16 protein-coding genes are annotated in these 18,921 nt (G+C 70.6%); 8 read left to right on the top strand and 8 right to left on the bottom strand.

Annotation, left to right across the window (positions count from 1 at the left end; all coding sequences use genetic code 11):
- Window positions 1-60: 60 nt before the first annotated feature.
- The 4 genes from NUG20_RS17460 to NUG20_RS17445 form a co-directional block, all read right to left on the bottom strand.
- The gene (locus tag NUG20_RS17460; RefSeq protein WP_263395689.1) at window positions 61-504 is read right to left on the bottom strand and encodes a hypothetical protein; all 444 of its coding nucleotides are present in this window, start codon (window positions 502-504) and stop codon (window positions 61-63) included.
- A 326-nt stretch (window positions 505-830) separates the two neighbouring features.
- Window positions 831-1,502 carry a methyltransferase domain-containing protein gene (locus NUG20_RS17455; protein ID WP_263395688.1) on the bottom strand — a complete coding sequence of 224 codons (672 nt, stop codon included), beginning with the start codon at window positions 1,500-1,502 and terminating at the stop codon, window positions 831-833.
- A 60-nt stretch (window positions 1,503-1,562) separates the two neighbouring features.
- On the bottom strand, window positions 1,563-2,201 hold the full coding sequence (locus tag NUG20_RS17450; protein ID WP_263395687.1) for an SGNH/GDSL hydrolase family protein: 639 nt from the start codon (window positions 2,199-2,201) through the stop codon (window positions 1,563-1,565).
- A gap of 69 nt (window positions 2,202-2,270) precedes the next feature.
- Entirely contained in the window at window positions 2,271-3,554 is a 1,284-nt protein-coding gene (locus tag NUG20_RS17445; protein WP_263395686.1) for a pyridoxal phosphate-dependent aminotransferase, read from the bottom strand.
- 90 nt (window positions 3,555-3,644) lie between these two features.
- Between NUG20_RS17445 and rsgA the strand changes: the two genes are divergently transcribed.
- The 3 genes from rsgA to NUG20_RS17430 all read left to right on the top strand — a co-directional run bounded on the left by rsgA (window position 3,645) and on the right by NUG20_RS17430 (window position 6,830).
- Window positions 3,645-4,760, top strand: a complete 1,116-nt coding sequence (rsgA, locus tag NUG20_RS17440; protein ID WP_263395685.1) for a ribosome small subunit-dependent GTPase A — start codon at window positions 3,645-3,647, stop codon at window positions 4,758-4,760.
- 31 nt (window positions 4,761-4,791) lie between these two features.
- A complete protein-coding gene (locus tag NUG20_RS17435) occupies window positions 4,792-6,045 on the top strand; it encodes a flavohemoglobin expression-modulating QEGLA motif protein (protein ID WP_263395684.1) in 1,254 nt (417 codons plus the stop codon).
- Between the two features lie 104 nt (window positions 6,046-6,149).
- Window positions 6,150-6,830: a type 1 glutamine amidotransferase domain-containing protein gene (locus NUG20_RS17430; protein WP_263395683.1), complete on the top strand. Its 681-nt coding sequence runs from the start codon at window positions 6,150-6,152 to the stop codon at window positions 6,828-6,830.
- 277 nt (window positions 6,831-7,107) lie between these two features.
- Here NUG20_RS17430 and phbB read toward each other — a convergent pair whose 3' ends face one another.
- The 3 genes from phbB to NUG20_RS17415 all read right to left on the bottom strand — a co-directional run bounded on the left by phbB (window position 7,108) and on the right by NUG20_RS17415 (window position 10,658).
- Complete coding sequence (phbB, locus tag NUG20_RS17425; protein WP_263395682.1) at window positions 7,108-7,848, bottom strand: acetoacetyl-CoA reductase; 741 nt, start codon at window positions 7,846-7,848, stop codon at window positions 7,108-7,110.
- A gap of 140 nt (window positions 7,849-7,988) precedes the next feature.
- Window positions 7,989-9,314, bottom strand: coding sequence for a CitMHS family transporter (locus NUG20_RS17420; RefSeq protein ID WP_263395681.1), 1,326 nt, complete (start codon window positions 9,312-9,314; stop codon window positions 7,989-7,991).
- 144 nt (window positions 9,315-9,458) lie between these two features.
- Complete coding sequence (locus tag NUG20_RS17415; protein ID WP_263395680.1) at window positions 9,459-10,658, bottom strand: OprO/OprP family phosphate-selective porin; 1,200 nt, start codon at window positions 10,656-10,658, stop codon at window positions 9,459-9,461.
- Window positions 10,659-10,903: 245 nt separating this feature from the next.
- Between NUG20_RS17415 and NUG20_RS17410 the strand changes: the two genes are divergently transcribed.
- The 3 genes from NUG20_RS17410 to NUG20_RS17400 are packed head-to-tail and all read left to right on the top strand — an operon-like array spanning window position 10,904 to window position 14,080.
- Window positions 10,904-11,617, top strand: a complete 714-nt coding sequence (locus NUG20_RS17410; protein ID WP_263395679.1) for a response regulator transcription factor — start codon at window positions 10,904-10,906, stop codon at window positions 11,615-11,617.
- Window positions 11,610-12,998 (top strand): sensor histidine kinase, encoded by a 1,389-nt coding sequence (locus NUG20_RS17405; RefSeq protein WP_263395678.1) that lies wholly within the window; start codon window positions 11,610-11,612, stop codon window positions 12,996-12,998. Before NUG20_RS17410 ends, NUG20_RS17405 begins: the two co-directional genes overlap by 8 nt.
- On the top strand, window positions 12,995-14,080 hold the full coding sequence (locus NUG20_RS17400) for an ABC transporter substrate-binding protein (RefSeq protein WP_263395677.1): 1,086 nt from the start codon (window positions 12,995-12,997) through the stop codon (window positions 14,078-14,080). The genes NUG20_RS17405 and NUG20_RS17400 overlap by 4 nt, the downstream gene beginning before the upstream one ends.
- Window positions 14,081-14,101: 21 nt before the next feature.
- Here the strand turns inward: NUG20_RS17400 and NUG20_RS17395 are convergent, their stop codons facing one another.
- A complete protein-coding gene (locus tag NUG20_RS17395) occupies window positions 14,102-17,248 on the bottom strand; it encodes a ligand-binding sensor domain-containing diguanylate cyclase (protein ID WP_263395676.1) in 3,147 nt (1,048 codons plus the stop codon).
- Window positions 17,249-17,507: 259 nt separating this feature from the next.
- On the opposite strand from NUG20_RS17395, the gene NUG20_RS17390 reads away from it, so the two are divergent.
- Window positions 17,508-18,146, top strand: a complete 639-nt coding sequence (locus NUG20_RS17390; protein ID WP_263395675.1) for a LuxR C-terminal-related transcriptional regulator — start codon at window positions 17,508-17,510, stop codon at window positions 18,144-18,146.
- A 117-nt stretch (window positions 18,147-18,263) separates the two neighbouring features.
- Window positions 18,264-18,605, top strand: coding sequence for a DUF5713 family protein (locus tag NUG20_RS17385; protein ID WP_263395674.1), 342 nt, complete (start codon window positions 18,264-18,266; stop codon window positions 18,603-18,605).
- The last annotated feature ends 316 nt before the right edge of the window (window positions 18,606-18,921 follow it).

Raw genomic sequence — 18,921 nt, 5'->3', positions numbered from 1 at the left:
GTCGCAGCACCCTTGCGTCCGCCGCTCGGGCATGTCGTGAAACGCGCCGCCCTGCCGACGCTAGCCGTCGTAGAGCTGGCCAAAGACGATCAGCGCGACGACACCGAGCAGGGTCGCGATCGCGAAGATCAGGCCGAGCACGCCGTACAGTTTCCTGCGGTCGCGCTGGAAGAAACAGCCGATGCCGAGCGCGGCGGCCGCCAGCTCGGCGAAGATGGTGATCATCAGCGCCAGGCCGAGCAGCATCGCCAGCGGCGTGTCCTCGTCCAGGCTGCCGGGCTGGGAATACACCAGCGCCCCACAGACGACGATCAACGCGAGCATCAGCGCGGCGGCGATCAGGCTGACCGCGAACGATGCGATACCGAGGCCGGAATAGGGAGGAAGCGTCGGGGAGGTCATGCGGACTCCGGGGAAGTACGGGATCGTCCCGGCGCCGCTGCGCGCAGGACAGGGAATAGGGTATGCATGCGCTGCGCCTGCCGCGCCGGCACGCAGTGCCACGGCCGCGATCGGGTATGCGCATCGAGCCCGGCAGATCGGCGCGGTCGCTGGAAGAGGGAGGCGCTGCACATCGCTGCGGCCTGCATGTCCATCCATGGATCCGCACGTTGCTGCCGATGCGCCAGCGGCGGCGCGGCAGTATAGACGCCGAGCGCGGCAACCGCCGGCATTGGCCTTGGAATGCGCTGCTTGGCCGCCCTGCAAAGCGCAGACGCTCAACCGAGGCGTGGCGTTTTCTGTAACCAGGGATCTGGCTGCGGCGATCCGTGCGACTTCCAGCGACGCTGTCCTGCGACGTTCCGAGCGGGAATGCGAGGCGAGCCGCGTCAGCGCGGCTCGGCCACGATCAGCCAGTTGTTGAACGGGGTGTTGCCGTACAGCGGCGCGAACGTGGCGCGCAGTCCGGCCGCGTCGAGCTGCGCTTCCAGGCTGTCGCGGGTCGGATAGCACTTGGGCACTTCCTGCATCCAGCCGGCCAGGTGCGCGAGCACGTCGGTGACGCGGCTGGTGCGGCCGCGGCCGCTGGTGTCGCCCAGGCCGCTGCGGATCACCAGCTTTGCGCCGGGGGTGAGCATCTTCGCCACGCTGCGGATCAGGTTGGCCTGCATGGCGGCGTCGAGGTATTGCAGCACGTCCAGGATCGCGACGCTGCCGCCGTGTTCGGGCCAGGCCTGGCCGAGATCGACCACCTCGAAGTGGGCGCCGTGCAGCTCGCTGCGCGCGGCGATGCGGATCGCGCGGCGGATCTTGGCCGCATCGATGTCCACCCCGTGGTAGCGCTGCCGCTGGCCGTCGGCGCGCAACGCATGCGCCAGCAGGCCGAGGCCGCAGCCCAGGTCCAGGACCGGCGCGTCGGTGCCGCGCAGCGCGGCGAGCACGCCGGGGTAGAGCGGATCGGTGCGCAGCTTGGTGCGGGTGTAGTAGTAGTCGTAGCGGTTGCCGAGCGGATGCGTCGGCAGGAAGGCGCGGGCGATGGCCAGGGCCTGCGGGCGGGTCATGGGTTGGATGGTGCTGGCGTCGCGCAATGTCGGTCCTTGGCAGCGGGGCGTCGTACTCCGCTAGGCTAACGCATCGCGTGCCGCAGGCACTACCAGGGCGGTCCAGCGCGCATACATCGCCGCGGACGGATGCAGGCCGTCGGCGGCGAGCATCGCGGCGCTGCCGCCGCCATCGCGGCTGGCCGCGGTGATGTCGACGAAGCGCACCGCGCGTGCCTGGCAGCAGGCCTGCGCGGCGGCATTGAACGCATCGATCTGCGCGCCGATGCGGGCCGGATCGTGCGCGGGCGGCTGCGCGAACGGGGTCACGCCCCAGTCCGGGATCGACACCGCCAGTACCCGCCGCGGCTGGCCATCGGCAAAGCCGATCGCGCGTTGCAGCAGTGCGGCGAACTGTTCGCGGTACTCGTCGAGCGGGCGCCCGCGGTACTGGTTGTTGACCCCGATCAGCAGCGTGACCAGCGCGAACGGGCCCTGCGGCGCAGCGGCGTCGATGCCGGCATCGAGTTCGTCGGTGGTCCAGCCGGTGGTGGCGATGATCTGCGGATCGGCGATGGCGAGGCCGTCCTGGCGCAGCGCCGCGGCCAGTTGCAGCGGCCAGCGCCCGCTCTCGGCGACACCTTCGCCGATCGTGTAGGAATCGCCCAGCGCCAGGTAGCGCAGCGGGGCATGGAGCAGGGCGAAACCGGGCTGGCTCATCCCGGCGGCACCGGCCATGTCACCGGCACCGGGAATCGCAGGAATGGCTCACGCTTCCCCATTCCCGACTCACCGCGCTCCGGCCACCGCACTGCGCGGCTTCAGCGGCACCACCTTGGTCGCCGCCTCGGCGCGGCGCGCCAGCACCCGGTCGATGCGCGCGAACACTTCGCGCATCACCGCCGCTTCCGGCAGCAGGGTCACCCGGAAATGGTGGCGGTAGGGCACGTTGAAGCTGGAACCGGGCACCACCAGCACGCCCTCGTCGTTCATCAGTTCCAGCGCGAAATCGTGATCGTCGAAGCTGCGCGCGGCCGCGCCGACCACCGCCGGGAACGCGTACAGCGCACCGGCCGGCTGCACCAGCGACAGGTGCTCGCTGGCCGCGCAGGCCTCGATCACCGCGCGGCGGGTCTCGTACAGGCGCCCGCCCGGCGCGCACAGCGGCGAGATGGTGTCCGGGCCGTTGACCGCGGCGTCGATCGCGTACTGGCCCGGCACGTTGGCGCACAGGCGCAGCGCGCCGAGCAGATCCATGGCGTTGCGGAATTCGGTGATGCGCTCGGCGGCGCCGGACAGCAGCGCCCAGCCCACCCGCCAGCCGCAGGCGCGGTGCACCTTGCTCAGGCCGCCGAAGCTGATGCACGGATGCTCGCCGGCCAGCGGCGCGACCGGCACGAAATCGGCGCCGTCGTACAGCACCTGGTCGTAGATCTCGTCGACCATCAGCAGCAGGTTGTGCTTGGCCGCGATCGCCACGATCTTCTCCAGCAGCTCGCGCGAATAGCTGGCGCCGCTGGGGTTGTTGGGGTTGATCAGCACGATGGCGCGGGTGCGCGAGGACACCAGCGTCTCGATCTCCACCGGGTCGGGCTGGAAGCCGTTCTCCGGCGCGCAGCGGTAGTACACCGGGCGGCCGTCGTTGAGGATGGTCGCGGCCGACCACAGCGGGTAGTCGGGCGAGGGCACCAGCACTTCGTCGCCGGGATTGAGCAGCGCGCGCAGCGACAGGTCGATCAGCTCGCTGACCCCGTTGCCGATGAAGATGCGGTCCGGATGCGCGTCCGGGTGCTGGCGCCGCGCATAGGCCGCGGCGATCGCCTCGCGCGCCTCCGGCAGGCCCTGCTGGTGGGTGTAGGGATCGGTGCGGCCCATGTCGTCGGCGATCGCGCGCTGCAGGTGTTCTGGCGCGCGGAACCCGAACGCGCCGGGATTGCCGATGTTGAGCTTGATCAGCTTGCGCCCCTGCGCCTCCAGCTCCCGGGCTCGCCGCGCCAGTTCGCCCCGGATCTCGTAGCGGACTTCGGACAGGCGTTCGCGGATCGCGAGCGGCTTGATCGGGGGCGTGGGCATTGCATTGGCCGGTGGGGGCGTGGAACCGGCATGGTAGCGGAAATGTGACATGACGGCCGGGCCAGGGCCGGCACCGTCTAGAATCCGCCCATGACTTCCCCCCAGATCGACTTCGACGCGTTGCGCCCCATCGGCTGGCCCTGGCCCGGCATGCCGGAAGAACCGGCCTGGCTGGCGGCGATGGCCGCGCACCCGCTGGCACGGCCGGTGCGGGTCAGCGAGCAGCACCGCACCGGCTACGTGGTGGCCGATGCGGTGGACACCGGGTTCAAGGTCGAATCCTTGCCGGAGTGGCAGCGGCCGCGCTTCCCCAGCCACGAGCGCGCGGCGGTCGGCGACTGGGTGCTGCTGGAGGACGACAAGCGCATCGTGGCGCTGCTACCGCGGCGCACCGCGATCAAGCGCGGTGCGGCCGGGGAGCACTATCACCAGCAGGTGATCGCGGCCAACATCGATACGGTGTTCATCGTCTGCGGGCTGGATGCGGACTTCAATCCGCGGCGCATCGAGCGCTATCTGCTGCTGGTCGGCGGCGGTGGCGCCGAGCCGGTGGTGATCCTGACCAAGGCCGATCTCACCGAATACGCCGACGATGCATTGGCGGTGCTGGAGGAACTGGCGGCGCAGAACATTCCGTTGCTGACCGTCAACGCCAAGGACGTGGACAGCGTGGCGGCGCTGCGGCCGTGGCTGGGGGCCGGGCGCACCGCGGTGCTGGTCGGCTCGTCCGGCGCCGGCAAGTCCACCCTCACCAACACCTTGCTCGGGGTGCAGAAGATGCGCACCGCGGCGGTGCGCGAGAACGATTCGCGCGGCCGCCACACCACCACGCATCGGGCGTTGCTGCCGCTGCCGTCGGGGGCCTGCCTGATCGACACGCCGGGCATGCGCGAGCTCAAGCCCACCGGCGAGGAGGATCTGGCCGAGGGCGGGTTCGCCGACATCGAGGCGCTGGCGGCGCAGTGCCGCTTCAACGATTGCGCACACCTGGCCGAGCCGGGATGCGCGGTGCAGGCGGCGATCGAGAGTGGCGAGATCGACGAGGCGCGGCTGGCCAACTACATGAAGCTGCGCGAGGAGGTCGCCGGCGCCGCCAGCAAGCTGGCGCAGCGCCAGGCGCAGAACGCGGATGCGGCCAGGTCCGGCAGGCCGGCCTCCGGCAAGCCCGGCGGCAAGCGTCCGCCGCCGCGCAACCAGCGCCGCTGACGCGCGGCGTCCCGCCACCGCCACGCTCGCGATGAACGCGCAGCCTGCCGACATCCTCCATCACGCCGCGCTGGATGCGCGCCTGGTCAAGGCGGTGCGCGGGATCCGCCTGCTCGCGCTGGCGAGCTGGCCGGCGGCGCTGCAGGCGCCGTTCCTGGACAGCGTGGCGCGTGGCCGGCCGCAGCTGCCGCAGGTGCAGTATCCGCGGCTGGAATTCGCCGATACGCGCCGCGAGCTGGCCGCGATCGCCCAGGCCGCCGATCCGGCGCATCCGCTCGGCGCCTATCTGCAGGCCTCGGCGCACAGCTGGGATATGGCCGCCGCGCTGCTGGAATCGCTGGGCACCCCGGCGGTGGGCACGTATTCGGCGCAGCTGTTCGGCGCGCCCGAGGACCCGATGCCCGGGCATGGCCCGACCACGCGCGATGCCGCCGGCCACTTCATCCGTATCGCGCAGGAACTGGACCGCGAACTGCTGTCGGCCGAAGAGCAGGTGCCGGTCTCGGCCAGCGCCTTGCGCCTGCTGCTGCAGCAGGATCTGGACGCGTTCTTCGGCGCGCGGGTGATCGCGGTGGAACTGGATCCGGAACTGCTGGCCAAGGCCGCGGCCGGCGCGCACCGCATTCGCCTGCGCTCCGGCGCCTCGTTCAGCGACTACGACCGTGCGCAGCTGTTCCACCATGAGGCGCTGGTGCATTCGCTGACCGCGCTCAACGGCCGCGAGCAGGTGCACCTGCCGAGCCTGGCGCTGTCCTCGCCGCGGGTCACCGCGACCCAGGAAGGGCTGGCGACCTTCGCCGAGCAGATCACCGGCAGCATCGACATCGCGCGGATGAAGCGGATCAGCCTGCGCATCGAGGCGATCGCGCTGGCGCGTGGCGGCGCCGACTTCATCGAGGTGTTCCGCTATTTCGAAGCGGCCGGGCAGTCGCCGGCGGAGAGCTTCTCCCTGGCGCAGCGCGTGTTCCGCGGCGTGCCCACCACCGGCGGCGCCGCGTTCACCAAGGACACCGTGTACCTGCGCGGGCTGGTATCGGTGCACACGTTCTTCCGCCAGGCGCTGCAGCGCGACCGCCTGCCGCTGTGTCGCTGGCTGTTCGCCGGCAAGATGGCGCTGGAGGACGTGGCTGCGTTCGCGCCGCTGTTCGAGGCCGGGGTGCTGGCACCGCCGCGCTGGCTGCCGGACTGGGTGGCGCGTGCGAGCGGGTTGGCCGGCATGCTGGCGTTCTCGCTGTTCGCCAACCGCATCCGCATGGATCAACTGGACGACGCCACCGGCGCCTGAACGCCGCCGCGTCGCGCTCACCCGCCGCGAATGCGCGCATGCCGATACTGCGCGCCCGGCCTGCCTGCGCACGGCCACCGCTCCCCCGCAAAAAGGACACCCGCATGAAGATCCTGATGGTGCTGACCTCGCACGACCGCCTCGGCGATACCGGCCACAAGACCGGTTTCTGGCTGGAGGAATTCGCCGCGCCGTATTACGTGTTCCAGGAGGCCGGCGCCGAGATCACCCTGGCCTCGCCGAAGGGTGGGCAACCGCCGCTGGACCCGAAGAGCGACGCCGCCGACGCGCAGACCGCCGCCACGCAGCGCTTCAAGGGTGACCCGGCGGCGCAGCAGCAGTTGGCGAACACGCGGCCGCTGGCCGACGTGCGGATGGCCGACTACGACGGCGTGTTCTATCCCGGCGGCCATGGTCCGCTGTGGGATCTGGCCGAGGACCGTACGTCGATCGCGCTGATCGAGGCGTTCGAACGTGCCGGCAAGCCGATCGGCTTCGTCTGCCATGCGCCGGGCGCGCTGCGCCGGGTCACGACGGCCGATGGCAAGCCGCTGGTCGCGGGCCGCCGCGTCACCGGTTTCACCAATGGCGAAGAAGCTGCGGTCGGGCTGACCGATGTTGTGCCGTTCCTGATCGAGGACGAGTTCCCGCGGCTGGGCGGCCTGTACGAGAAGGGCGCCGACTGGGGCGTGCACGTCGTGGTGGACGGCACCCTGGTCACCGGCCAGAACCCGGCCTCGTCCGAGGACGCGGCGAAGGCGTTGCTGGGGTTGCTGGCGAAGTAGGCGAGCCTGCGGCGGTCGGCAGCGGCGGCCGTCGGCACGAACGTGTCCGCCGGTACGATCGCCGCTGCGGCGCTGCCGATCGCAGCATGCCGTTGTTGTGGGAGCGACTTCAGTCGCGACGGCTTTACCGGCAATGCCTGTCTCGGCCGAAGTCGGTGCCGTCTTGGTGCGGCCGGTTCGGATGGCCGCGCTCGATGCGCGGCGGTTCGGCGGCGGCGGCGCCGCGAACAGCGCTGCCACGCACGCAAGCCTGTTCGCGCGCTTGGCGGTCCCGCCGTCAGCCCATGTGCAGGCCGCCATTGACCGCATAGTCGGCACCGGTGACGTAGGCGGCCTCGTCGGAGGTCAACCAGCCGCACAGCGCGGCCACTTCCTCGGGCTTGCCGAGCCGGCGCAGCGGCACCGAGGTCGCCAGGCGGTCGAGCACGTCCGGCGGGAAACTGCTGATCGCGGCGCTGGCGATATAGCCGGGCGACACCGTGTTGACGGTGACCCCGCGCGAGGCCACTTCCTGCGCCAGTGCGCGGCTGAAACCCTGCATCGCCGCCTTGGCGGTGGCGTAGTTGATCTGCCCGATCTGGCCCTTCTGCGCGCTGACCGCGCCGATGTTGACGATGCGTCCCCAGCCGCGCGTGGTCATGCCGTCCACCACCTGCTTGGTGATGTTGAACAGCGAGTTGAGGTTGCTGGCGATCACCGCCTGCCAGTCCTCGCGGCTCATCTGCCGGAACAGCGTGTCGCGGCTGCCGCCGGCGTTGTTGACCAGCACGTCGATCGCGCCGACCTCGGCCTTGACCTTGGCGAACGCGGCGACAGTGGAGTCCCAGTCGGTGGCATTGCCCTCGGAGGCGATGAAGTCGAAGCCCAGTTCGCGCTGCTCGCGCAGCCACGCCGCCTTGCGCGGCGAATTGGGGCCGCAACCGGCGACCACGGTATGCCCGTTGCGGGCCAGCTTCTGGCAGATCGCGGTACCGATGCTGCCCATGCCGCTGGTGACGTAGGCGATTCTTAGGGTCATCTGGAACCTCTGTGGGTTGGGGGTGGAGGCGGGACCAGGGACCGGGGACCGGGGACCCGAAGAACGGAAGTCGGTAAAGCTTCAGATCGCGATATCGCGCTTTGCCGGGTCCCTGGTCCCCGGTCCCCGGTCCCGGCTCCTCAAGCAGCCAACGGATACAACGCGAACAACAGACTCCCGCCCATCAGGAGCAGAGAAACCAACACCGCCCACTTCAAGGTAAAACGCTGGTGGTCGGCGAAGTCGACCTTGGCCAGGCCGACCAGCAGATAGGTCGACGGCACCAGCGGGCTGAGCAGGTGCACCGGCTGTCCGGCCAGCGAGGCGCGGGCCATCTCCACCGGGGTGATGCCGTAGTGGCTGGCCGCTTCGGACAGGATCGGCAGCACGCCGAAATAGAACGCGTCGTTGGACATGAAGAAGGTGAAGGGCATGCTGGCCAGTGCGGTGATCACCGCCAGGTACGGACCCCAGGCGTCGGGGATCACCGCCAGGAAGCTGCGCGACATCGCCTCGACCATGCCGGTGTTGGACAGGATGCCGGTGAACACGCCGGCGGCGAAGATCAGCGACACCACCGACAGCACGTTGCCGGCATGGTTGACCAGGCGCCGGCGCTGCTCGGCCAGGTTCGGATAGTTGATCAGCAGCGCCAGCGCGAAGCCGATCATGAACAGTACCGGCATCGGCAGCACGCCGATCACCAGCGCGGCCATCAGCGCCAGGGTCAGCGCCAGGTTCACCCACAGCAGCTTCGGCCGCTTGATGTCCTCGGCGTCCTCAACGGTCGGCAGCGCATCGCCGTCGTCGGCCACGCTGCTGTCCATCCAACTGTCGCCCGGCAGCGCGGCCACGCCGAGGCGGCGCCGTTCCTGCATGCCCAGGTACCACGCCAGCACCAGGATGCCGGCGATCGCCAGCGCCATCGCCGGCACCAGCGGCACGAACACGTCGGCCGGGTCCACGTGCAGTGCGGTGGCCGCGCGCGCGGTCGGCCCGCCCCACGGGGTCAGGTTCATCACCCCGCCGGCGAGGATGGTCACGCAAGTCATGTTCAGCGCGTTCATGCCGATGCGCCGATACAGCGGCAGCATCGCCGACACGGTGATCATGTAGGTGGTGGAGCCGTCGCCGTCGAGCGAGATCAGCAGCGCCAGCACCGCGGTGCCGACCACGATCTTCATCGGGTCGCCCTTGACCAGGCGCAGGATGCGCCGCACCAGCGGATCGAACAGGCCGGCGTCGATCATCACCCCGAAGTACAGGATCGCGAACATCAGCATCACGCCGGTCGGCGCGATCTTCTTGATCCCTTCCAGCATCATCTCGTTGATGCCGGTGCCGAAACCGCCGGCCAGCGCGAACACGATCGGCACGATGATCAAGGCGACCAGCGGCGACAGCCGCTTGCTCATGATCAGGTACATGAAGGTGAGGACCATTCCGAAACCGAGCGCGGTCAGCATGGGGAGTTTCCTTGGAGTGGTACGGAAAAGGGCGGCGGGACCGGGGACCAGGGACCCGAAGAACGGAAGTCGGTAGAGCTTCAAATCGCGATGTCGCGCTTTTCCGGGTCCCTGGTCCCCGGTCCCTGGTCCCGGCCTCCCCACTCAGAAGTCATACTGAAACCGCCCAGTGATCGCCCGAGTGCGATCAAGCGTGGCCCCTGCCAGATGGTCGCGATTGCGGCTGTCGATCAGGTTCAGCATCAGCCGCAGGTTCGGTTTGAGATACCAGTTGCCGGCCAGCGTCCACGAGGCGGTGGAGGCGTCGAGGAAATCCGCCTGGCCGTCCAGGTGCTGGCTGCCCCACATGCGGTCGTAGCGCAGCGCCAGTTCGAACGCGCCGCGCGGGTTGTTGACCTGCGCGATGCGGGTGAAGCGCCCGGTCTTGCTGTCGTAGCGGCGCGATTCGCCGGTCGCGAACCAGCTGACGAAGCCGTAGGCGGACATCACCTGCGCACGCTGCGCACCGTCGTCGAACAGGCCGCCGCTGAATTCGCCCTGCCACGACAGCGGGCCGCGCACCTGCGCGTATTCCAGCGACCACTTGTCCACGTCGGTATCGCGGCCGTCGGCGAAGCGCGCCAGGGTGATGCGGCTGTCGTCGGACAGGTGCCCGGCCGGGCGCGGGCGGATGCTCAAGGCCGGCGCGCCGTTGGCGCCGGGATGGGCGTAGCGCTCGTGCGCCAGCGACAGGCCCAGGTGCAGCACGTCGCCGTCGCGCGCGCCCGGCGCCCACGTGCCGCGGCCACCGAACGCATCGCCCTTGATGTTGGAGACGTCGATGCTCTCCAGGCTGTAGACGCTGGCCGCCCAGGTGTAGTCCTTGCCGGCCGCCTGCCACGACACCGCCTTGCGGTACAGCGGCGCCAGCGTGCTGGCCGCGCCGCTGCGCTCCAGGAACTGGCCGAAGTTGGAGCCGGTGCGGTCGTCCAGCGAGAAGTACTGCTTGAACTGGCCGACGCTCAGGGTGCCGGCCTCGAACTTGCGGGTGAGGTAGACATCCTTGGCCTCGATGCCCTTGCTGTTGAAATCGTCCTGCAGCCCGGCGAAATCGCCTTCGACCTTGTAGCCGAAGCCGAAGAACTTGCCGGACACGTCGAGCCACAGACGCCGGATCTCGGTGTCGTCGGGATTGGGCGTACCGCGGCCATCGTTGTCGAACTGGGCGAAGTCCCAGTGCAGGCGGCCGCCGAGTTCGGCGGTGACCGGGCCGTCGTCGTCGCCATCCGCGGCCCGCGCCAACGCGGGCAGGGACAGCAGGGCGCAGGCGCAAGCGCCGCACAGGCTCAGTTTCTTCAGGTCCACGTACCCTCCCAGGTGCGCGCAGCGCGTCGATGAGTCGGTAGCCCGCAGCGGAAGGCCGCGGGCCAGCGTGGCTGCAGCCTAGTCGGGCGTAGCTGTCATCGACCTGTCAGTGGGGCCGGGATTGGGGATTGGGGATTCGGGATTGGCAAAAGCGCGTTGCGTCGCTGTCGCCTTTGCCGTGGGCGGGTTAGCATCCGCCGGCCGAATCGCGTTTGCGAATCCCCAATCCCCAATCTCGAATCCCAATGCGCCTTTTACTGGTCGAGGACAACGCCGATCTGGCCGATGCGATCGTGCGGCGCATGCGCCGCAGCGGGCATGCGGTGGATTGGCAGAGCGATGGGTTGGGGGCGGCCAGCGTGCTGCGCTACCAGCGTTTCGATCTGGTGGTGCTGGACATCGGTCTGCCGGGGCTGGACGGGTTGCGCGTGCTGGCCGGCTTGCGCGAGCGCGGCGACACCACGCCGGTGCTGATGCTGACCGCGCGCGACGGCATCGAGGATCGGGTGCAGGCACTGGACGTGGGTGCCGACGATTACCTCGGCAAGCCGTTCGATTTCCGCGAGTTCGAGGCGCGCTGCCGGGTGCTGCTGCGGCGCAACCGCGGCAACGCCAGCGAGGTGGTGCAGTTGGGCGGTTTCGCCTTCGACAACGCCGCGCACAGCGTCAGCCTGGACGGTGCGCCGATCGAGTTGCCCAATCGCGAATACCGCCTGCTGGAGATCCTGATCGGACGGCTCGGCCAGGTGGTCGGCAAGGACGAGATCGGCAACGGCCTGTTCGGCTTCGACGACGAGGCCGGGCCGAACGCGATCGAGCTGTACGTCGGGCGCCTGCGCAAGAAACTGGCCGGCGCGCCGCTGCGCATCGTCACCGTGCGCGGGGTAGGCTACAAGCTGGAAGCGGCGGATGCGGAAACGCCATCGACGCCACCGCAGGATGCGCCTGGCGATGGCTGAAGCCGCGCTGCCGGCGCCGTCGATCCGGCGCACGCTGCTGCTGTACCTGGGAGCGCTGTCGCTGCTCGGCGCGGTGGCGCTGTTCTTCTTCGCGCGCGACTACGGCCAGCGCGCGGCCAACCGCTCCTACGACCATCTGCTGGTGTCCTCGGCGCTGTCGATCGTCGATTCGGTGGCGCTGGCGGACGGGCAGTGGCAGGTGGACCTGCCGTACGCGGCACTGGACCTGCTGGCGATGGCACCGGAGGACCGGGTGTTCTATCGCGTGTTCGATGCGCGCGGGCGCACCATCACCGGCTACGGCGATCTGCCGAAGGCGCCGTCGCTGCCGCGCGCCAGCGCCGCGCCGCGACTGTTCGACGCGTTCTACAGCGGCGAACAGGTGCGCTTCGCGGTGGTGGCGCGGCGGGTCTCCTCGGCGGCCGCGCAGGACGAGGTGTGGGTGCAGGTCGGGCAGACCCGGCGCGCGCGCGAGGCGCTGGCGCAGGACGTGGTGCTGCGCGCACTGGTCGCGATCGCGCTGCTGTCGCTGCTGTCGCTGGCGCTGGTGTGGCTGGGCGTGTATCGCGCATTGCGCCCGCTGCAGCGGATCGAGCGCGACCTGTCGCGGCGCGAGCCGTCCGAACTCAAGCCGCTGGCGGTGGCCGCGCCGCAGGAAATGCACCAGATGGTGGCGGCCTTGAACCGCTTCATGGCACGCCTGTCCAGCAGCAACGAGACCCTGCGCGCGTTCATGGCCGAGGCCGCGCACCAGATGCGCACGCCGCTGGCGGCGCTGCGCGCGCAGGCGCAGCTGGCGCTGGACGAGGAGGATCCGCGCGACATGCGTCGCAGCCTGGAGGCGATCGAGCGCAACGCCACGCACATGAGCCGGCTGCTCAACCAGTTGCTCAGCGACGCCAGCGTGATCCATCGCTCCAACCTGCAGCGCTACGCCAGCGTCGACCTGGCCGAAGTGGTGCACCAGGCCCTGCACGAGGCGCTGCCGCAGTCGCAGCCGCGTCCGCGTGTGCAACTGGCCGTCGCCAGCGAGGCGGCGCTGGTGCGCGGCGATGCGCTGCTGCTGCGCGAGGCGATCAAGAACCTGATCGACAACGCCTGCAAGTACGGCGGCGACGGCGCATTGCAGGTGGCACTGACCTGCGAGGCGCGCGATTGCGTGGTGACCGTGGCCGACCACGGCCCGGGCATCGCCGCCGCCGATGCCGAGCGCGTGTTCGAGCGCTTCGCGCGCGGCGAGGGCGCGGCCGCCGGCGGCGCCGGGCTCGGCCTGGCGATCGTCAAGCGCGTGGTCGACAGTCACGGAGGGCGCATCGATCTGTCCAACCGCGTCGGCGGCGGCCTGATCGCCAGCCTGCGCCTGCCGAGGTTGCATCCATGACCGTGCTCCGCGCGTTTCACGCCGCCGCGCTGCTGCTGGGCTGCGCGCTGGCCCATGCCGCTGTCGCCGCGCCCGGCGACGTGCGCCGCTTCCCGGCGCAGGGCACGCCCGAGGCGCAACTGTGCATCCAGGGCTCGACCGACATCGAGGTGTTCGGCGCGGTAATCGGCGACTACCAGCGGCTGCATCCGCGCAGCGAAGTCGTGTACCAGGACGTGATCGCCTGGGACATGTACCAGCGCTACCTGCATCCGCAGCCGGGCGCACGCTGCGCCGACCTGCTGATCAGCGCCAGCATGGACCTGCAGACCAAGCTGGTGAACGACGGCCATGCGCTCGCGCACCGCTCGCCGCAGACCGAGGCGCTGCCGGCGTGGGCGCAATGGCGGCACGAGGCGTTCGGGATCAGCTACGAGCCGGTGGCGATCGTCTACAACAAGGCGCGGCTGCCGGCGGCGCAGGTGCCGCGTACGCGCCGCCAGCTGCTGGAGCTGCTGCGCGCGCCGGGCATGCCGCTGCGCGGCAGGATCGGCACCTACGACGTGGAGCGCAGCGGCGTCGGCTATCTGTTCGCGACCCAGGACGGGCAGATCGGCAGCATGGCCGGCGCGTTGCTGGCGGCGCTGGGCGACAACCAGGTGGTGCTGGAGGAGCGTACCGGCGTGCTGCTGGACCGGGTCAGCCGCGGCGAACTGCTGTTGGCCTACAACGTGCTCGGTTCCTATGCGCAGGCGCGGATCGACGCCGGCGCGCCGCTGGCGATCGTGCAGCCGGAGGACTACACCCTGGTCGCGCTGCGCACTGCGGTCATCCCGCGCGATACGCCGCATGCGGCCGAGGCGCGCCGGTTCCTCGACTACCTGCTGTCGCCGCGCGGCCAGCAGGTGCTGTCGCGCGAGGCGCGGCTCAAGCCGATCCTGGCGGTGCCCGGGGGGCCACGCGCCGCGCTGCCGGCCGCCACACCGGCGTTCCGCCCGATCGCGCTGGGGCCGGGCTTGCTGGTGTACCTGGACGCGCTCAAGCGCCGCCAGTTCCTGGATGCCTGGCGCAGCAGCATGCGCCGCAAGCCACCTGCGCGCTGAGGCGTCGGCGGCGACCGCCGCTCAACGCGCGAAGCGTGGCGGCTGCGCGGTGGAGTGCAGGATGCGCACGCTGTCGCCGAGCTGCTCGGGCGGGCTGCCGGCCAGCAAGGCCTGCACCCGCGGCCGGTCCGGCGCCGCGCCGGCGACCACCCCGACCCAGGCGTTCTTGCCGGCGCCCTTGGCCGCATACAGGCAGCGGTCGGCCAGGCCCACGCTCTGTTCCCAATCGCCCAGCGCCGGCCACGCCGCCACCAACGGCCATGGCGCGAAGCCGATCGAGCAGGTCAGTGCCAGGTCGCGCTGCTCCAGCACGAAATGCTGCGCGGCCACCGCCGCGCGCAGGCGCTCGGCGAGCGCCTCGGCGGCGGCATCGCGCGGCAGCCGGGTGACCAGCAGGAATTCCTCGCCGCCCCAGCGCACCAGCAGGTCGCGGATTCTGCACAGGGCGCGCAGGCTGTCGGCGCACTGCACCAGCGCGGTATCGCCGGCCTGGTGGCCGTAGTCGTCGTTGATGCGCTTGAAGTTGTCGACGTCGATCATGAAGAAATACAGCGCGTCGGTACTGCTGCCCGCGTCCAGCTCGGCGCGCAGCGCCGGGCACTCGCGCGCCAGCCAATCCTGCAGTTCGCGGCGGTTGGAGACCTGGGTCAGCGGGTCCAGGCGGGTGGCCGCCTCCAGCTGCGTATTGCTCTGCGACAGCTTCTGGTTGGCGCGTTCGAGCTGGCGCGTGCGCTCGGCGACGGTGAGGTTCAGCAGCTCGACCATGTCGCGCTCGCGGTTGACCGTGCGGCGCACGCGTTGCGCGGTCAGGCCGAGCAGCAGCAGGCCCAGCAGCGCGTAGCCGGCATAGGCCAGCGGATGCCGCCACGGCGGCGGCCGCACTTCGATCTGCAGCGTGCGCGAGGGGCCGAACTGGCCGTCGCGCCCGGCCGCCTGCACCTGCAGGACGTAGCGGTCCGGCGGCAGATGGCTGACCGAGAACTCGCTGTGCGCGGTCTGCGGATAGACCCAGCCCTTGTGCAGGCCGTCCACCCGGTAGCGCAGGCGCGCGGTGCCCGGCGCGGTGAAGTCGATCGCGGTCATGCCCACGGTGAACACGTTGTCGCGATGGTCCAGCGCGATGTCGCGCGCATACACCACGTCGGTCTCGGTCTGCCGCGTGCCGCCGTGGCGGGCTTCGCCGGCGTCGAGCACGTGCAGGTCGGTCAGCACCGCGCGCGCCGGCGGACTGCGCAGCGGCAGCCGCCGCGGATCGACCACGTCCACGCCTTGCGTGCCGCCGAAATACAGCAGGCCGCGGCTGTCGCGATAGCCGCGGCCGCTGTTGTATTCCTGGTTCTGCAGGCCGTCGCGGCGGCCCAGGCTCTGCACGATGCGGGTCGCCGGATCGAGCACGCTCAGGCCGTTGTTGGTGCTCAGCCAGAGCCGTCCCTGCGGATCGGGCAGGATGGTGTAGATCACGTTGCTGCTGAGGCCTTTGCGGTCGGTGTAGCGCACCGCGACGTCGTGCTTCAGGTCGACCCGGTACAGCCCGCCGGTGAAGGTGCCCACCCACAGGACGCCGTCTTTTTCGTACAGCGACCACACCGACGGGTACAGGCCGGCGCCGCCGGGCCGGTAGGGCTCGGCCGCGCGATCGCCGCGCATGCGCCACAGGCCGCAATCGTTGCCGCCGATCCACAGCGTGCCTTGGGCGTCGCGGTACAGCCGCGCCAGCGTGCGCCCAGCCAGCGGCGCCCAGCGCGGATCGTCCTGCACGCGGCCGTCGACCACCCGGGTCAGCCCGCGGCGGGTGGCGACCCACAGCGTGTCGCCTTCGCGCAGCAGGTCGTTCACGTGCGCATCGGCCAGCCCGTCCACGCGCGTGAGCGCGCCGCTGTCGCTCAGCCGCCAGAGCCCGTGGCGGGTTCCCAGCCACCAGCCGTGGGTATCGCGCTCGATGGCGCGTACCGCGCGCGCGGCCAGCGGCGCCGGGACCCGCCACGGCGCACGGTCGCGGTCGCGCAGCATCAGCCCCTGGTCGGTGCCGATCAGCATGCGCGTGCCGTCGCGCCAGATGCTGCGCACGCTGGAGCTGGGCCAGGCATGGACGTCGCTGAGGCCTTCCTCGTCGTTGCGGATCACCGCCGACAACGGCCGCACCCGGTACAGCCCGGCGGTGTAGGTGCCGATCCACCAGGTGCCGTTGCCGTCCTGGTAGAAGCCGTTGATGGCGCTTCGCGGCGGCGCGTCGAAGTGCAGTCGCCGCGGCGTCGCGTCGGTGTCCAGCTGGGTCACCGTGGCGTTGCTGGAGCCGACCAGCACCCGCCCGTCGGCCAGGCGGATCAGCGCGCTGAGATCGCCATGGTCGGTCAGCAGCTGCTCGGTGCTCCAGTGCGCGAGCACGCCGCCCTGCGCGTCGAGCTTGAACAGCCCGGCGCTGGCCGAGGCCAGCCACAGGCCGTCGGGCCCGGACTGCAGCGCTACGCATTCGTCGATGCCTGGCGGCGCCGGCAGCGCCTGGCGCGCGCTCGCGCTGAGCAACCACAGCCGGCAGTGCCGGTCCAGCGCCACGGCGCGCTTGCCGTCGGGCATCCAGGTCAAGCCCACCACCGGCGCATCGCCGCCCAGCGGCGACACCCGCCGCACCGCCGCATCGATGCGGTCGATGCCTTGCTCGGTCCCCAGCCAGGCACCGCCCTGCGGATCGATCAGGATGTTCGTGACCCGGTTGTGCGACAGGCCATCGGCGGTGCTCAGCCGATGCCGCCGCCAGCTGGCCAGCTCGATCACTTCCAGGCCGGCGTCGTTGGTGCCCAGCCACAACCGGGTGCCGCGGGCTTCGAAGGCGAGGCTGTCGATGCTGCTGCTGAGCAGGCTCTGCCGTTCGCTGGGGCCGAGTTCATGCCGGTAGGTGCGGAACAGATGGCCGTCGAAGCGGTTGAGGCCCTCCTGCGTGGCGATCCACAGGAATCCCTGGTCGTCGCTCTGCAGCGCGTTGATCGAGAGTTGCGACAGGCCCTCGTCCAGGCCGAAATGCTCCAGGCTGCTCGGCAGCTCGGGATCGTCGCCGTCGCTGGCCGCCGTCGCGGCCACGGCCAGTCCCGGCATCGACAACGCCGCCAGCAACGCGCAGCGGCGCATGGCCGCGCGCGCGCTTCGCAGGAAGGTCGAAAAAGGTTGGGTCACGCCACGCTATCGGCCGAGGGCGGTGGCACTTGAATGGCGCCGATGCCCGGTGTTCGCGCGCATCCTGCCACACCCGCGGCACGCCCTGGGCAGTCCCGCAGGAGGGGAGTTGGGGGCGGCGGGATGCCAGCCGGCGCCGCACGACTCGACTGGTCTGACGGCCCGGCCACGGACATTGCGCCGGCGGCGTGCCGGCCCTTGCGGCGGCGTCCCCGGCGTGGCGATACGCCGCCGCCGCCGCGCATGCCAGACTGTCGCCATGGACACGCCGAAGATCCTGGTCGCCGACGACCATCCCCTGTTCCGCGCCGCGGTGCTGCACGCGCTGCGCCAGGCCTTGCCGCGCGCATTGGTGACCGAGGCGGCCAGCGCCGCCACGCTGGATGCCGCGCTGGCCGCGCTGCCCGATGCCGACCTGGTCCTGCTGGATCTGGCGATGCCCGGTGCGCGCGGCTTCTCGGCGCTGCTGCACGTGCGTGGCGAGCACCCGGAGGTGCCGGTGGTGGTGATCTCCTCCAACGACCACCCGCGGGTGATCCGCCGCGCCCAGCAGTTCGGCGCGGCCGGCTTCATCCCCAAGTCTTCGCCGGCCGAGACCATCGGCATCGCGGTGGCGGCGGTCCTCGACGGCGGCACCTGGTTCCCGCCGCTGACCGCGGCGCGCTCGGAGGCCGATGCGCAACTGGCCGCGCGCCTGGCGCAGCTGACCCCGCAGCAGTTCCGCGTGCTGCTGTGCCTGGCCGACGGCCTGCTCAACAAGCAGATCGCCTACGAGCTGGGCCTGGCCGAGAACACGGTGAAGGTGCATGTGACGGCGATCCTGAAAAAGCTCGAATGCCACAGCCGGACCCAGGCCGCGGTGCTGGTCAAGGCGCTGGAGCCGGAAGGCGAGGCTTGACCGTCGGCGCGGCCCGCCAGCCGCCGGCTGTGCCGGGAGCATTTTCCGCCGCGCCCGGATACGCGATGCTATGCACTGGCGCCCGCGCTTCCTGCGGGCGGAAAGGATCCCCCGACCATGCCCCTTAGCAACGAGCAGATCACGTACTACCCGTTCCTGCAGGAAATGCTGGACGATGACTACTTCCCCTCCTTCCTGGTCGGAAAGGGCCAGAAGATCCTGCTGCGGCTGTGCGAGGCGATCGAAGCGCAGGCGCCGAAGGATCTGCCCGCGTTGTACCGGCTTACCCACGCCGCCACCGAGGAATTCAACGCGCTGGCGCTGGAATTCGAGGCGCACGACAGCGAGATCGAGACCGCCGCGCGCGACAACATCGGCGTGGATTTCCTGTACATCGCCAAGACCTACGGCTTCGACGACGCCGACGCCGAGGAACTGATCGCGCCGCGCGAGTGGTGAGGGGCCGGGAATCGGTGGGACTAAGCACGCGCGGCTGTTCCCTTTCCCTTCTCCCACCGGGAGAAGGTGCCCCGCAGGGGCGGATGAGGGTACGGGCGCAGCCTCGTGCACCCAACTCCGCGAGTCGCTTTCGCGCCGGACCCTCACCCCAACCCCTCTCCCGGTGGGAGAGGGGCTAAGGCGCACCGCGGCTGTTTCCTTCTCCCATCGGGAGAAGGTGGCCCGCAGGGCCGGATGAGGGTACGGGCGCAGCCTCGTGTACCCAGCTCCACGAGCCGCTTCGCGCCGCACCTCACCCCAACCCCTCTCCCGATGG

This window comes from Xanthomonas sp. CFBP 8443 (assembly GCF_025666195.1).
GTDB lineage: Bacteria > Pseudomonadota > Gammaproteobacteria > Xanthomonadales > Xanthomonadaceae > Xanthomonas_A.
The sequence above is the reverse complement of the archived record's forward strand: the minus strand, read 5'-3'. Positions and strand labels throughout refer to the sequence as shown.